The organism is Marinobacterium profundum (assembly GCF_001528745.1).
Classification (GTDB): domain Bacteria; phylum Pseudomonadota; class Gammaproteobacteria; order Pseudomonadales; family Balneatricaceae; genus Marinobacterium_A; species Marinobacterium_A profundum.
Map to the genome: position 1 here is coordinate 1 of NZ_BCNS01000172.1, position 14,609 is coordinate 14,609.

Here is a 14,609-nt window from a genome sequence, read left to right on the forward strand (position 1 = left end):
AACTACGTTGACAAACACCGCTTCATCCGGTTGGTAATTGAAGCTTTAATATTCATTAGCTCTTTAGCTGATGTTTCTGAGCGTTCTTGATATGGGGCAATAAGGGATTGATCAGCCCAAAACTCTTGCGTTGACATGAATTTTAGCATTTCGCTTGAATCATTAGTTGAAGCTTGAACCGCGATATCTAGCTTATCGAGAAGGGAATCCATTTCTGGGCTTGATATAATTCTAATTGTGCTTGTTTCATGCCTCACTTTAATGAGTTCTTGGTTAAGCTCAGTAAATAGCTTATTCATCCTGTTTGAAAATATTAAATTTGCCTTCGCTTGATCTTCTTCAGTGCCATTCATGTAGGCACCCAGAAAATCATTGAGGATTGGAGGAAACTTTTCCATAGATATCACGTGGCAAGAGCTATTGTAATCATCAAGCATAGAAAAGAACTTAACGAACTGTTCTCTTTTTGCGCTGTACTGGTGCTTCCTTTTCTCAATATCAAGTGTATGTGACTTTTTTAATTCTTCTGTTTCAGCTTGAAACTTAGCTATGACAGCTTGCTTTTCCTCTTCCAGTCTAGCGATATCTTCATGGAGCGCCTTATTCTTACCTTTAGCTTTGCTATAAGCACTGAGGTAGGCAAGAAAAGCGCCTACTAAAAATACCAGAATTAAATGTATGTATTCCAACTAGTTCTCCAAACTTCGAGGGACAGATAACGCCGCGCTCTGCGGTAATTTTGGAGCGCAGCGGAAAAATTGTCCGACAGCAGCGCCTTGTTATGTCTGTAGCTCAAGAGGATTCTCCCTAAGAGCCATGGTAATGAACTGAATGTACTCTCCAATATCATCAGTTAAGCTATGGCCATTTTTACTTCGTTCAGTAAGCTCCTGAAGCAGCACTGCATTTCTCTGCACTTCCAGCTTAGTCAAATCCAGATGGTCATAGTCTTGAAAAACACTACCAAAGATAACGTGCTCTTCAATCATGCGCCTCCATTTTTTTGCATATTCGTCTTGGTTTTCGTTGTCACATGCATAGGCAAATGCGCCAGCAATTGCATCAGCCAGTTGAACTCCATGAACAATTTTTGAGTCTACTAATTTAAGCGGCTCTTTTAGATTAAAGGTAATAGGAGAGTCTATGCCTGCAACATGCGAATACTTCTTATCTTCCCGGTTGATCATGACATTGAAAATTTCTTGATCTTCACTCAATGGCTTTGATTGATCGCAATAAGCGGTCAATTGATCGTATTCTTGACCCCATTCAGCCAGCAAGCTAAAAAGTGCTGTGTTTGTTAAATCCAGTACCCATTTTCCTGCGCCACTACCAACATAACCATCCAGCTCTTCGACAACTGCTTCTTTGTTATGTATGGCAAAATCAAATATTTGCTCCAGAACTGGAGATATGCCTTCATTTTTTGATGCTGAAAATAGTGCTTTAAGCCCTTCAAAATCACCTGTTCTCATCAGCTTTTCGAAGTCCTCAAATATCTCTTCGGCCATAGCGCCTCGAACACTTAACTCCACATGGAGTATGTTACTTATAAAACGATGAAAATTGATATTGTAAAATATAGAATTTACGCTCTGAATAGCTGGCTCAAATATATATTCAAAAAACTTACCAGCTAGGGCATATTTCTTGTCAGAAACAGAAATTTTAAACCTGCCTTTAAAGTGTTGAATTATTTCATCAACGGCTCTTTTTCCCTTTACACCTTTTAATAATTTTCCTCTTTTTATTTCTCCATTTTGAATTCTGTATTTTTGAATGATGTGCTCGACAAAATCCTGAGCCTCTTGATGTGGGCATTCAACTGAAGCGTAACAAAATATCTTTTGCTGCTTATGAAGGAGGTTGTTACCCGTAAAACCAGATTCATCAAAATGTAAGGTTGCGTTTGTTTTATCCTTTATCGAATCCACTCTAATTCCTTTTCTATTTCGACTATTCCTGCGAATCCTTCTTGATACTGCCCTATATGTGACTATGTCTGGATGCTTTCTTCGAATTTTCCGATAGTTAATCAAGGGTAGAAGTCCTCAGGGACATAACGATTTGTATCGTAGCCTCGGAGGCCGATTTTTCTGAGACCAGTATTTCCTGATGATTTTTCGTCAAAAACGGGCGCAAAGCCAGGTAGCATGAGCCGTTCAGGTCATCTTCTCAATCGCACTGAATCTGACAAAACGATCACCAAGCCTCATATCCACTTTTCGACTATGCCTTGCAACTTTATGATTACAAATAAGTATCAGCACATTTTTAGCCACACGCCAGGATACTGGCCTGCAAGGCCGTTTATCCAGAATAATCAACTGAAAAAGCCTGAAAACCACGCTACCGCCCTCCTCGCGACGGAATACCGCCAAGGATGCACGCAGTCAGAGCCAGTAAAACAAAGGAATTGAGAGTGGGGAGAGAATTCACCCAGCCTGGCTTCCGATGCTCAGCTGACGATTTGTTCTATTACCGATCAAAAATCTGGCACCGGTAATCCTTCAGTGCCTCAAGCATGATGCCGAAAGCAGGGGCAAGATGGAAGGAAAAAGGAGTAGGAACAGGGGCTAGGGGCTAGGGGCTAGTTGAAAGACTAAACAAGCAACAGCACCGTAACAACGATGGTGCGTCTTAGGCAGCATCAGCCCCAGTTCCATTCACATCTGCACAGATCGCGGCCATTCGCCGTGGCGACATACGTTGTACGGTGTATTTCGAAGGCTCATCAGCACCTTACCAAAGCCCGTTCCCTGCCACCCCAACCACCAATACATCAGAACGACTTACATACCCCCTTATGAAGCCGGCGAGCACTGGGGCGGTTTTTCGATCAGGGCCGGCAGGGACGAAGCATGGATGCCGAGCCGCCGATGCGGCACAGGGATGTGACGTCAGCGGCGCCCGGAAAATCGTCCCAGCGCGCAGTAGAGAGGCTTCAGCGGGGCGCGCTTCCTTTGCCTACTTTCCTTGTCGCGTAACAAGGAAAGTGGGTCGCCGAAAGGCGAAATACAGACCATCAAACTACCTCGCAACGCCCGCCAGCACAGCGGTTTCAAGAGTCAGAAACCATCAGCTTCGGATGGAAATGTTACCCATATCATTGAGCAGAACTGTTACCGATGTGGTTAAACTGCACAGTAACCGTGATTCGAGATTCGTGATTAACCTTGGCGGCACACCGCCGCACGGTGCAATTCGCACCGGCGGGCTAGCAGAACGGCATGCACTCCCCCTTCTGAGCAGAAAATTGCGCCTGCATTTTCTGGCTACCGGCCATCCATGGCCCTATGCCGGCGAGCACTGGCGTCATTGTGCGATCAGGCCCGCAGGGGCGAGACAGGGACTGTCGAGCTGCAGATTAGGAACAGGATGTTCCGACTCTCAACCTTGAAGGCCGGCACCCGCACAATGGCGTCAGAGCGCAGCGACAACGCTTCATCGGGGCGCATTCTTCAAGGTAAAGAGCCTTGCCCACTTCCCTTTGTAGAAAGCCCTTGTTGCGTAACAAGGACTGTCTACAAAGGAATTGGGTCGCCGAGAGGCAAAATACAGACTCAAAAAACCCCGCAGAGGTTCTGCCGGCAAGAGCCACCCAGAAATGACTTCTCTTCTGCATAAGTCGCGGTCATACCCAATGGCACAACCACATGGTGCAATTCGCAGGCTCATTAACACTCGACCAAAGCCAGTTTCCGATGGGTAGGCTCCGCTTTACCCATCCTACAAGTGCATACCAAATCACAAATGTAAATTAGTACCACCAATACATCAGAACGGCTTGCATCCCCCTCAGCAGCCGACGAGCACCGGGATTATGTTCCGATCAGACCCGAAGGGGTGAGGCAGGGACTGCCGAGCCGCCGATTAGGAACAGGATGTTCCGTTAGCGGCGTCCGGAGCATCATTCCGGCGCGCAGTGCAGCCGCAGGCCAGCTGATGGGCGGCGCGTTTCCTTTGCGCACTTTCCCTTGTAGGGAGTCCTTGTCGCGTAACAAGGAAAGTCGGTCGCCGACAGGCGAAAAGAAGACCATCCAACCGCCTCGCAGCACCCACCAGCACGGCAGGTCCCAATCCCGACACGCACAAAACCAGCAAAGTGTTACCCATGTAACTGAACCGCATCCCATTCAGCTTTCGTTAAGAAAACCTTGAAGCTTACCCCTGTATTCTGTAGGTTATTTCCAAAATAATTAATTGGTTTGCCTATGGGCGCTGGCTCTTTAGTGCCAGCTGGGATGATCGTTGAAGCTTTATGCCAACGTAATCTCGCCATAGCCTGTACAGGTAGATGCTCCTGCTGCAGTGACAAACCTAACCTGGAGTCGACACTGCAAGCCCCAAGCCTTCAGTTCCTATATGTCACCCTCCTCGCGGTCGTCGCAGCCTTTATGTCTGGCTGCTCATCTGCCCCGCTGCATGATACTCGTCCCTTTGTTACTGCTCAGATAACAGGCCAATCCGACAGTGCAGGGCTCCCCAGCGTCGACGCTAATCTGGCGACTTTTAGCAGCAGCACAGTATCTGCAGTGGTCATTCCGAGCAGCGGCTTTATCGACCAGCGCCTGGACACGGTACAGACGCTGCCCTTTCAGCCTCTTGGCGACATGCTCGACACTGATATCGTTATAGGCCGGTCTAGTGATGATCGCTACAGGGCAGGAATGGGCTGGGCCAGCAAGAAGGGTCACAAGGATGTGAAACTGAGCCTGTTTCGGCAGCAGACTGTCGGCGAAGGACTCGACGGCCTGTGGCTGGCCAGCCTGCAGGGAGAATTTACCCCAGATGCGCTGGCTCAAACATTCGACTTCACCGGGGAGCTCGCCCTTGCAGCACAAAGCAGTTCCTCGCAACGAACCCTGGGAGGCTCAGGTATCCGCCTTAATCTGGCCAGGAAGCCCGCTAACGGCTTCAGTTATAGCCTGGCCCTGAGTCAATTCAGCCAGGACTTTCACCCATACGGCAGTGTCGTGAATGCGGGTGAGCGCCGTGCCGCCGCCAAGCTGGGTTTCACGCCCTGGGCCGACACAAAAATCACCGCGGGTGCGGATTATATTTTCCGCGCTTGGGATGGCGACACGCCATGCGATGAGTACCGTACCGGCCTGTCGTTCTCCAGTATCGTTTTCACCTATCTAAGCGCCAAACTTGAAACATCCGCGCAGCGCGCACTCGATTGCACCGCAGCCTCCAGTGCCGGCGATATCGACAGCTGGGCATTGACCCTGTCTGAGAATGCCTGGACGGGCTGGGACATCAACCTGGTTGCAGAGGTCTCGCAAAAGCGCCTGCCCTTTACTCAAGAGCAACGGACCAAAAGCCACTATCGCGTATCAGGCGAACAAGACCTGCGCCTGGGACCACACTGGGCGTCATTCAGGCCTGAAGTATCGCTGCAAACCGTCACCGACACTAGTGTTGAACGCAGGCTGCAGACCGGGCTCGTTATGGATATCGAAACCCCTATGCAGAATATCACCCTGTATCTGGGTTATGAGTCCCTCACAGGCTCCGGGGGCTCACTTGACGACAGTGCCGGCAAAATCCAGCTGGATTATCGCCTCGATTTTGACGCCTGAACGCTCGCCAATGAGCATTAGCCGCCGAAAGCTGGTTTGATGCCTACAAACAGGCTGCCAGATATTCAATCAACCACCGGTTTTACACTTGGCAGTGGGGTTTTATCCGGCATGGACGACCGGATAGCCGTCGAGAGTTCGAGCATTGCAAAACTAAGCTCATTCCAGTGCTTGACCAGCTCCGGATCTGCTTGCGTCTTTAGAAGTTGCGTCCTGTATCGAACCATGGCCGTGGAAACCTGTGTGCTTTCGCCTGCCAACGGCAACTCAGCCCAATAGAGTTGCTCAAACCGCAAGAATTTTTGTTTTCTATCAGAGGGAGTCAAAGCATCTTTCACGGCCAGACTCGAGGCTGTCTCAATTGCCTCCCGATACAAAGACGTTAGTTCGGCATACTGATTAATATAATCAAGCTGCTGTATGGCAAAATTTTCTATCTTTGAATCACTTGAATATTCGATGAGAAACTGCAGTTTCCTTTTCCAGACTTCAGGCTTGGATGTTTCCATGGCATTCATGTATGAAACAAGAAGCTCTCTTTCATTCAAAGATTGCGCCCTGTACTGCTCCAGCCTCAGGTTCCCATAGTCAATAACCCAGAATGAAACGATTGCTCCCACGGCGATGACTACCCACTTCATCAGATCAAAGCGCAGCTTTGCTTTATCTAAAGATATCTTTTTAAGCTCCAGCTGATATTCTTTATCCTCCATATAGAGCCCCTCTGGCTTTATTTTTTATGAATTACTATTCTTTGAATCGTAGTTTTGGTTAGCAGCTCGCAATATTTTTTCAGAAAGCAGCACTCAGCTTTTTGGAAAATCGGGTTTAATTTTCAATAGTACTCTTTGCTCTTTCGTTTTTATAAACGATTTAGAAGGCCCAAGAAAGCCAGACATTATACTAGCAGAGGGCTTGCGCGCTAAAAATTTCTGACACCATTCCATTACTAAAACAATGGAGTCATATTTTTCTTTACTGGGGGTCGATATTTTCAAATACTTTTGCAAGTAGTAATTTGTTGATCTACAATCAGATTCCAGATATGCAGCCTTGGCTTCACCAAATATTTTTTCTTGCAATGAATCATCAGCATATGCAAAGCCGCTGACAACAAATAAATTAATCAATAAGAGCAGGCTTTTCACTTAGCGCTCCTTCCATGACGGGTGAGATTTCAAAGTTCAACCCCTTCACAAGCGTTAACCCAATCACAATGGCACCCATTAATACAAAAAATGTGCCTGGAGCCGCTTTTTTGATGACTATGCGATTATTCCCGAACTCACCTTCTGCATCGCCGGCATGCCCCCAAATACCGGCCATAAATAATCGATATCCCATATAGGAGAGTGACACCCCCGCTAGCAAGCTAACGATTTTGTATATAGTGAGCGCTAATATTTGAGCTACTTGAATATCCATGCTTCCTCTAATATTTGCATCGCAGCCTCGCAAGCGACAAACCTGGCGAGTTATTAATCTGGCGGAAAAACAGACGCCCTGCCTGTTTTACCTCACACCATAAAAACGGCCACGCCGCTTCATATCCACTGTGAAGCTGGCATTGCAGCCTCGCATGCTTAGAGAAGTATTAGCACAATCTGAGTCGCCTGCCAGGATACTGACAGGCAAGCCCCTGTCTCTCGAATATAGTCGCATACTGGAGACGGTAAAGGTGGTTTCTGAGGGCAATACCTCGGGTGAACTCCATCTCCAGCTACGGCACAGGTACCGCCTCGTTGAGGCTTAAAGCCCAGAAAGTGTTACCCATGTAATTGAACCGTACCTGTCCATTTTTAGCGCTTCTCCACGGGGCGCGGCTCGGATATATCGCCGTCAGGCGAAATACAGGCCCGTAGAAATGCCTCGAACTCCCCGCCTGGCCAACCCGCTGCCAATCAGCCCTCTTCCATTTCGCGCAATATAGCTTCCAGACTAATCTTCGGACAGACGGCATGATTAATGTAATCAATCAGATTGCTGGCGGAGCGCCTGATGTACTTCTCGGTGGCTGCATCCAGACAGTTGCCCTCGGTATCAAACTGCTGCTGAATTCTGGCGATGGACACCGCCAGTGGCAATGGCATGGCACCCACATGGGCACAGATGGCACGCAGCTGTTCGGTAGACTTGATGGCGCCTATAACACCTGCCGCCACACCCAGAATCGCCACTGGCTTGTCACCCAGCACACTGGGAAAGCCCAAGTTATCTATGGCCAGTTTCATCGGACTGCTGATGCCGCCATGGTATTCCGGGGATGCCAGCAGTACACCGGTGGCGGAGGCTACCGTTTGCTGGAACTGCTCCAGCGCGGCGGCATTTTTAGGTGCCAGCCCCGGCAGGGGTAAATCCAGGGTTTCAAGGCGGATGGGAATCACTTCGACCCCAGGGGTTTTACGCAATTCGTCAATGGCCAGCTCCAGCGCCATAGCGGTGTAGTTACCAGGCCTTACGCTGCCGCAGATGGTTACAATCCTGATGCTCATGGGTACTGCCTCCTGCCTCGGTCTTTTCTGTCACTACAGATGGATACACGAATGACAGCCGCAGACCGCAAGGCTGCACTGCTGTGATTTGCTAATCCGGAGTTATCAAGCTTAGCAGCTGAAAGCAGCAGCAGCATCCTGCTATCAGTACGGGCAGAGCCCGAACGAAAATTTGAGTAGCGGGCCTGACGGAAGGATCGGAAAATGCAGGCTGCACGCGGTGAAGGGCCGATTGATTCAACCGGCGGTTGAATCAATCGTGTCAGTCACCGGCTATCAGACGTACTGACCGGCGGCATCGCCACAGGCCCAGGCGAACTGGAAGTTGTGGCCGCCCAGGTGACCGGTGACATCCAGGCATTCGCCGATAAAGTACAGGCCTGGAACGTTTTTGGCTTCGAAGGTCTTGGACGATACATCGTCGGTATCGATACCGCCGCGGGTCACTTCCGCCGTGCGATAACCTTCAGTGCCGGCGGGCTTGATCACCCAGCGGTGGAAAGCGGCCGCCACGGCGGTCAGCTGTGGGCCATCAAAGCGGTTGATGGGCCCCTCGAAGGACCAAAGGTCACAGAAGGTCTGCACTACTCGCTTGTGCATCTGCTGGCAGAGCAAGGTGCGGATATCGGCTTTGGGGCGACTCTCGCGCTGCTCACCCAGCCATTGCAGCAGATCGAGCTCCGGGAACAGGTCTATTTCCACCTCGGCCCCCGGATCCCAATAGGACGAAATTTGCAGTATCGCAGGACCGCTGAGGCCGCGGTGGGTAAAGAGCAGATTTTCCACAAAGGCGGTATCGCCAATGCGCGCTCTAATGCGGTGCGATACCCCGGACAGCGGCTTGAACACCTCAAGATCCTTGGGCTGCAGCGTAAAGGGTACCAGTGCGGCCTGCAGCGGCAGGACCTTGAGGCCAAACTGCTTCGCCGTTTCATAGGCGAAAGGCGTAGCACCGCCATTGGGTATCGACAGGCCACCGCTGGCAATCACGAGCGACTGGCACTGCCAGATACCGGCGGACGTCTTGACGCGATAACCATCGGCGACCTTGTCGATGCGATAAATGCTGCTGTCGGTGCGCACATCCACACCGGCCCAGTCACACTCGGTAAGCAGCAGCTGCAGTATTTCCTTGCTGGAAACATCACAGAACAATTGCCCGAGGGTCTTTTCGTGGTAATCGATACCGTGGCGCTCCACCAGCTCGATAAAGCGCGATGCCGGGTAACGACTCAGCGCCGACTTGCAGAAATGCGCGTTGGCCGACAGGTAGTTCGCCGGGCTGTTATGCAGATTGGTGAAGTTGCAGCGCCCGCCGCCGGACATCAGTATCTTGCGGCCTATCTTGTTGCTGTGCTCGAGCAGCAGCACCGAACGGCCCCGGTAACCGGCCGTGGCGGCACACATAAGACCTGCGGCGCCGGCACCGATGATGATTACATCGCGGGAGAAATCCTGGGAATGCAAGGAGCTTACCTGGCTGTATTGGAAAGGCGGCTATGCTAGCACAAAGCGCTATGCACAACCGCAACCAGGCGCCGTCAGAGCCTTCATTCAAGGCATTGTATAGGTGGCTACGAAGCCAAATCAGACGGAGCCTGGAGCAGGTTTCTTGTGGCTGGAATCACACAGTGGCGGGGTGCCGGTTTGCTTGCACAGACAGAGCCAGACGCTGCCAGTGCGCTCGGCCACAAAGACCACCGGATCAATACCGGTGCCCTGATGGGAGCCATCGCACCAGGGCTGACTTTCGGAGCGCCCGCACGCACACCAGGTATAGGTCTCGCCCTGGGTGAGTTCGACCTTTACCGGTGCGTCGCCGGCGCGATGGATCGGTGAGTGAGTCATGCTGCTGGTCTCCGCTTGTCGCAATGACCTAAAGCTAGCAGCCTGCCGGACTTAACGCGAATCTGCTCGGCTCGGGCATCCATGCAGTCGTGCGGGAAAACCCGGCAGCCGGCAGCCCACGAGGCGAACGCCAGCCGAAACCTGCACACATCCAACCAAACGAAGCGGCACCCTGGAACAGGTGCCGACTGGGTGTCAGTCTTTTGTGCCCGGCGCAGTCTGGTCTGCGGACTCGGCAGCGGTGTCAGCCACTGTCTCTGCGGCAGCCTCCGTAGCCGTATCAACTACGGACTCTTCAGCGGCATCCGCTTCCAGCATTTCAGCCGCGTTCTTTTCACGGTTCAGACGGCGAATTTTCTCCGCCAAACGACCGCCACGCGGTTGCTGCTGCGCACGCCGACGCGCTTCTAGCTCTTCCTTTTCAAGCTGCTTTTCGTACACGGACTTCTGCTGCTTGCGCTTGTCCAGGGACTTGCGCTTGCGGCTTTCATAACTGCCGGGATCAGCCAGTTTCTCACTGCGCCTTGGCGCACTGTCGCCCCACTCGATACGGTTGGCATCGGAGCGTTTCTTCTTTAAACGTGTCATGTTGGATCCTGCTGTTGCTCGTCAAGCGCCGCCAGCCGTTCGGCTTCTTCCAAAGCGGCCTGGCGTCGTTTCTCATCCCATTCAGCGACGGTCTCGAAAGTGATTCGTCCGAGTTTGCCGCTACGTAATTCCATTAACAATATCTCGGATGCCTTGTGCCGATCGACTATGCCGCCCGGCCTGAGACATCCTCGTTTGCGCCCTATCTGGTCGAGCAACTCATCACCAATGTCGGCCAGAGTCGTCAGGCGGTATCGCTCCATCAGCCGCTGCGGGTAGGACTCCAGCATAAAGCTGGCGGTAAAGAGCGCTATATCTTCCAGCTCGATGGCGGTATCACGGATTGCACCACTGGCCGCCAGACGGTAACCGGAATCCCGATCAGCAATTTTCGGCCAGAGAATACCCGGTGTATCCGACAGCGCCATGCCCTGCATCATGAAACGCTGCTGGTGACGCGTTACCGCAGGCGTATTGCCCACCTTGGCAATACGCCTGCCCACCAGTGCATTGATCAGGGTGGACTTGCCGACGTTCGGAATCCCCATGATCATGGCCCGCACCGGCCGCCCCTGGGCCACGCGGGACGGTACCAGCTGTTTGCACAACTCGGGCAGGCGCTTGATCAGCTTGCGGTTATCCGTATCCAGCGCCAGCGCCTGCATCCCGTCCATGGCATTGAAAAAGTCCAGCCACTGAGCTGTCACGTCCGGATCGGCAAGATCCGACTTGTTCAGCAGCTTGATAACAGGTTTGCCCTTGCGCAGTGAATCCACCAGCGGATTCTCGCTCGATTGGGGCAGGCGGGCATCCAGCACCTCGATCACCACATCGATCTCGTCCATAGTCTTGGCGATCTCTTTGCGTGCCTTGTGCATGTGCCCTGGAAACCAATTAATGCTCATCTTTACCCTGCCCTGTTCGAAGGCCGCCTATTATAGCGTTGTGGCGCCAAAGCGATACTCCCATGACCCCGATCAGGCCTATCGTTAAACGCCGGTTTACGTATACACTTCTGGGTTGTTATTCGAGAACAGGAAAAGTGGCGGGAAAATGGACAAAACCCCTGATGATCAGTGCCTGCTTGTAGCCCGTCAGCCGATCTTCGATCAGCATCAGAAGGTCGTGGCCTACGAGTTGCTGTACCGGCCTGATGACGAAGGCACTGGCGCTACGCGACTCGAAGGATCTGCGCCCAACGGCGAAATCATTCTTAACATCTATACCAGCATTTCCGATGCCGGCGCCGTGCGGCGCGTACCTGCCTTCGTGCCGGTCAGTCGCGACCTGCTGCTATCGGGTTACTTCCCCGACCTGCCCAGCAAACAGGTCGTTATCGAGCTCGAGCCCGGTGACGAACCGGACCTGGACTATGAGCGCGCTGCGCTCAAACTGGTAAAAGACGGTTATCGCCTGGCACTGTGCAATTTCCGCTACAGCGGCAAGCACGACAACCTGCTGCGGGCCGCCCAGATCGTCAAGCTGGACGTGCGTCTGTTCGACGAAGACCAGCTGGACCAGCAAATGCGCCTGATGACGCCTTTCAAGGTGGCCTTTCTCGGCGAGGGCATAGACAACTTCGACCAGCTCGAGCGCTGTATCGATATGGGTTTCAAACTTTACCAGGGCAGTTTTCTGAGCAAACCCAAGCTGGTACAGGAACGCCGTGTCAGCGCCAAGCAATTCACTCTGCTGCAGCTGATTCAGGAACTGCAAAAGCCTGCCACCACGCCGGCCAAGCTCGAAGCCCTGATCATCCGCGACCCGGTACTGACCTTCAAGCTACTGCGCATCGTCAACTCCGCCGCCTACGCCCTGGTGCGCAAGGTGGAATCCGTCGCCCAGGCGGTGGTACTGCTGGGGCTGGAGCAGGTGAAGAAATGGGCCACGCTGATTTCCATGTCCGCCAACAAGGACAAGCCCGAAGAGCTGTCCCGTGTGCTGCTGATTCGCGGGCGCATGTGTGAACTGGTGGCCATCACCCAGAGCCTGCCCGCACCGACCAGCTACTTTATGGCCGGCATGATGTCCGGCCTGCACGCCATGCTGGATATTCAGCAGGAGTCCATGCTGGCCCAGGTACCGCTAGGTGAAGACGTCAAGACGGCCATCCGTGGCGGTGCTGGAACCATCGGCGACGTGCTGAAAAATGTCATCAATTATGAAAACGGTGACTGGGACCGCCTGCCGGTGGACTTTAACAGTGCCGCTTACGACTGGGCCTACCGGGCCAGCCTGCAGTGGGCACAGGAATCCATGCAGGCAATGCACGAAGACTGACAGGTCTCGCCCGCACCGCACGTACAGAATTCATCGATGGAGATACAGCATGAGTCAGGTCCACGGCCTCTATTTGGAAGATCTGGAAGTAGGCCAGAGCGAATCGGTCTTCAAGACCGTCAGCGATCAGGATATCCGCCTGTTTGCCGAAATCACCGGCGACACCAATCCGGTTCATCTGGATGAGGAATTCGCCGCAACCACCCAGTTCAAGACCCGCATCGCCCACGGCATGTTCAGCGCAGGTCTGATTTCCGCCGTGCTGGGCACGCACTTGCCGGGCCCTGGCGCCATCTATCTGGATCAGAGCCTAAAGTTCCGCCTGCCGATTTACCTCGGCGACGAAGTCGAAACCCGCGTCACCGTCAGCGATATTAATCTGCGCCGCGGCCGCGTCACCCTCAGCACCGAGTGCTTTGTCGCGGGCAAGCGCGTCACCCAGGGCGAAGCCGTGGTGATGGTGGATAAGAAACCCGCTGCCTAAGAGCCTGTTTACTATCTATTTGCCCGACTGCGTTGCCGCCCCTAAAGGCGCCAGACAAGGCGCGAGTCGCGTGATTTAGTGGGCCCAAATGAGCGGCGAGCAACGCCGCATGGCGCTTTTAGGGGCGCAACCCGAAGGGACGGGGCCCTTTCGCGCATAGCGGCGTCTCTCGTTGCTCATGTACATCAAGTACAGCACGCTCCTCGTTCCTTGCTCTGCGCGAAAATGGCCTCGGTCGCAGCAGGCAATAGATCATAAACAGGCTCTAAGGACCCCCGCTATGCTGATTCATCCCGACAAATCGCTGCTGCTGGTCATAGACGTCCAGGACAAACTGCTGCCGGCGGTTGAAGCACCGCAGCAGTTGCTGGACAACTGCCGCTGGCTGCTGGAGATCGCCACTCAGCTTAAGGTGCCGGTACTGGGCACTGAGCAGTACCCCCAGGGCATCGGCCATACCCACCCGCGCCTGGGCGAGCTGATCCCTGTTGATGCAATGCTGGAGAAAATTCATTTTTCCTGCATGTCGGAGCCCAGCTGCGACGCCGCCATCAGCGCCAGTACCCGCGAGCAGGTGGTGCTGATCGGAATTGAGGCCCACGTCTGCGTACTGCAAAGCGCCATCGAGCTGCGCCTGCAGGGCCGAGACGTCTTTGTGGTCGCCGACTGCATTGCCTCGCGCAACCCGCAGGACAAAGCACTCGCCATCGAACGCATGCGCCAGCTTGGCATTCATATTGTGAGTCGTGAAATGGTGGCATTCGAATGGATGCGCAAGGCCGGCACTGAGACCTTTCGCCATATCAGCCGTACTTATTTGCGCTGAATAGCGGCGCTACCGGGCTCCAACAGGGTCACACCTTAATCTCGTCCCAACCATCGCAATGGGTCGATGTAAGATGACAGTGCTCTAGATCGCGCTTGCAGGCGGAAACTCTGCTGATTTTTTCGAGTCCGGATTTCGCCTGTCGGCGACCTACTTTCCTTGTTACGCGACAAGGAAAGTAGGCAAAGAAAGCGCGCCCCAATGAAGCCTTTTCGCTGCGCTCTGAGATCATTCGGCGGGCTGCGCTGACGGTACATCCATGTACCTCATCGCAGGCGCATCAGTCCCTGTTGCGCCCCTTCGGGCCTATTCGTCGCATGACCTCAGTGCTCGCTGGCTTCATAAGGGGGAACAAGAGCCGCTCTGATGTTTCGGTGGCAGTAGGCAACTAGGAGAATGTCCGAGAATGCCGGCCGTAGCGAGAGCCGACTGATTTGAGCGGGTTTTTGCGGTGTTTTAAGGCGAATAGTGGTTCTATTCAACGCAAAACAGCAAAAGAAACAGCC

At 53.0% G+C, this 14,609-nt stretch carries 14 protein-coding genes; 4 read left to right on the forward strand and 10 right to left on the reverse strand.

The genetic code is table 11. The features are described 5' to 3' along the window. Positions 1–2: 2 nt before the first annotated feature. Positions 3–689, reverse strand: a complete 687-nt coding sequence (locus MPRO_RS20540) for a LapA family protein (RefSeq protein ID WP_067297645.1) — start codon at positions 687–689, stop codon at positions 3–5. Positions 690–779: 90 nt separating this feature from the next. After that, positions 780–1,934 carry a DUF3800 domain-containing protein gene (locus tag MPRO_RS20545; RefSeq protein WP_216821345.1) on the reverse strand — a complete coding sequence of 385 codons (1,155 nt, stop codon included), beginning with the start codon at positions 1,932–1,934 and terminating at the stop codon, positions 780–782. 2,601 nt (positions 1,935–4,535) lie between these two features. Here MPRO_RS20545 and MPRO_RS20550 point away from each other — a divergent pair. After that, the gene (locus MPRO_RS20550; protein WP_067297647.1) at positions 4,536–5,585 is read left to right on the forward strand and encodes a hypothetical protein; all 1,050 of its coding nucleotides are present in this window, start codon (positions 4,536–4,538) and stop codon (positions 5,583–5,585) included. Between the two features lie 65 nt (positions 5,586–5,650). Here MPRO_RS20550 and MPRO_RS20555 read toward each other — a convergent pair whose 3' ends face one another. The 8 genes from MPRO_RS20555 to ylqF form a co-directional block, all read right to left on the reverse strand. Beyond that, positions 5,651–6,298 (reverse strand): hypothetical protein, encoded by a 648-nt coding sequence (locus MPRO_RS20555; protein ID WP_067297649.1) that lies wholly within the window; start codon positions 6,296–6,298, stop codon positions 5,651–5,653. Between the two features lie 93 nt (positions 6,299–6,391). Further along, positions 6,392–6,733 carry a hypothetical protein gene (locus tag MPRO_RS26010; protein ID WP_158651898.1) on the reverse strand — a complete coding sequence of 114 codons (342 nt, stop codon included), beginning with the start codon at positions 6,731–6,733 and terminating at the stop codon, positions 6,392–6,394. Next, complete coding sequence (locus tag MPRO_RS20560) at positions 6,708–7,010, reverse strand: hypothetical protein (RefSeq protein WP_067297653.1); 303 nt, start codon at positions 7,008–7,010, stop codon at positions 6,708–6,710. Before MPRO_RS20560 ends, MPRO_RS26010 begins: the two co-directional genes overlap by 26 nt. Positions 7,011–7,486: 476 nt before the next feature. Next, positions 7,487–8,077: an NADPH-dependent FMN reductase gene (locus MPRO_RS20565; RefSeq protein WP_067297656.1), complete on the reverse strand. Its 591-nt coding sequence runs from the start codon at positions 8,075–8,077 to the stop codon at positions 7,487–7,489. A 276-nt stretch (positions 8,078–8,353) separates the two neighbouring features. Continuing rightward, positions 8,354–9,484: a BaiN/RdsA family NAD(P)/FAD-dependent oxidoreductase gene (locus MPRO_RS20570; protein WP_067297681.1), complete on the reverse strand. Its 1,131-nt coding sequence runs from the start codon at positions 9,482–9,484 to the stop codon at positions 8,354–8,356. 180 nt (positions 9,485–9,664) lie between these two features. Beyond that, complete coding sequence (locus MPRO_RS20575) at positions 9,665–9,925, reverse strand: CDGSH iron-sulfur domain-containing protein (RefSeq protein ID WP_067297659.1); 261 nt, start codon at positions 9,923–9,925, stop codon at positions 9,665–9,667. A gap of 195 nt (positions 9,926–10,120) precedes the next feature. Next, positions 10,121–10,513, reverse strand: a complete 393-nt coding sequence (locus tag MPRO_RS20580) for a hypothetical protein (RefSeq protein WP_067297663.1) — start codon at positions 10,511–10,513, stop codon at positions 10,121–10,123. Further along, positions 10,510–11,418, reverse strand: a complete 909-nt coding sequence (gene ylqF, locus MPRO_RS20585) for a ribosome biogenesis GTPase YlqF (RefSeq protein ID WP_067297666.1) — start codon at positions 11,416–11,418, stop codon at positions 10,510–10,512. Before ylqF ends, MPRO_RS20580 begins: the two co-directional genes overlap by 4 nt. A 148-nt stretch (positions 11,419–11,566) precedes the next feature. On the opposite strand from ylqF, the gene MPRO_RS20590 reads away from it, so the two are divergent. From MPRO_RS20590 to MPRO_RS20600, 3 genes are all read left to right on the forward strand, one after another. Beyond that, a complete protein-coding gene (locus tag MPRO_RS20590; protein WP_067297670.1) occupies positions 11,567–12,793 on the forward strand; it encodes an EAL and HDOD domain-containing protein in 1,227 nt (408 codons plus the stop codon). A 49-nt stretch (positions 12,794–12,842) separates the two neighbouring features. Further along, the gene (locus MPRO_RS20595; protein ID WP_067297673.1) at positions 12,843–13,277 is read left to right on the forward strand and encodes a MaoC family dehydratase; all 435 of its coding nucleotides are present in this window, start codon (positions 12,843–12,845) and stop codon (positions 13,275–13,277) included. A 280-nt stretch (positions 13,278–13,557) separates the two neighbouring features. Then, positions 13,558–14,103 (forward strand): hydrolase, encoded by a 546-nt coding sequence (locus MPRO_RS20600; protein ID WP_067297677.1) that lies wholly within the window; start codon positions 13,558–13,560, stop codon positions 14,101–14,103. Positions 14,104–14,609 lie beyond the last annotated feature (506 nt).

Excerpts from the sequence above, each read along its gene's own strand:
- MPRO_RS20555 (WP_067297649.1), bottom strand. The coding sequence starts at position 6,298 with ATGGAGGATAAAGAATATCAGCTGGAGCTTAAAAAGATATCTTTAGAT.
- MPRO_RS20560 (WP_067297653.1), bottom strand. The coding sequence starts at position 7,010 with ATGGATATTCAAGTAGCTCAAATATTAGCGCTCACTATATACAAAATC.
- MPRO_RS20565 (WP_067297656.1), bottom strand. The coding sequence starts at position 8,077 with ATGAGCATCAGGATTGTAACCATCTGCGGCAGCGTAAGGCCTGGTAAC.
- MPRO_RS20570 (WP_067297681.1), bottom strand. The coding sequence starts at position 9,484 with ATGTGTGCCGCCACGGCCGGTTACCGGGGCCGTTCGGTGCTGCTGCTC.
- MPRO_RS20575 (WP_067297659.1), bottom strand. The coding sequence starts at position 9,925 with ATGACTCACTCACCGATCCATCGCGCCGGCGACGCACCGGTAAAGGTC.
- MPRO_RS20580 (WP_067297663.1), bottom strand. The coding sequence starts at position 10,513 with ATGACACGTTTAAAGAAGAAACGCTCCGATGCCAACCGTATCGAGTGG.
- ylqF (WP_067297666.1), bottom strand. The coding sequence starts at position 11,418 with ATGAGCATTAATTGGTTTCCAGGGCACATGCACAAGGCACGCAAAGAG.
- MPRO_RS20590 (WP_067297670.1), top strand. The coding sequence starts at position 11,567 with ATGGACAAAACCCCTGATGATCAGTGCCTGCTTGTAGCCCGTCAGCCG.
- MPRO_RS20595 (WP_067297673.1), top strand. The coding sequence starts at position 12,843 with ATGAGTCAGGTCCACGGCCTCTATTTGGAAGATCTGGAAGTAGGCCAG.
- MPRO_RS20600 (WP_067297677.1), top strand. The coding sequence starts at position 13,558 with ATGCTGATTCATCCCGACAAATCGCTGCTGCTGGTCATAGACGTCCAG.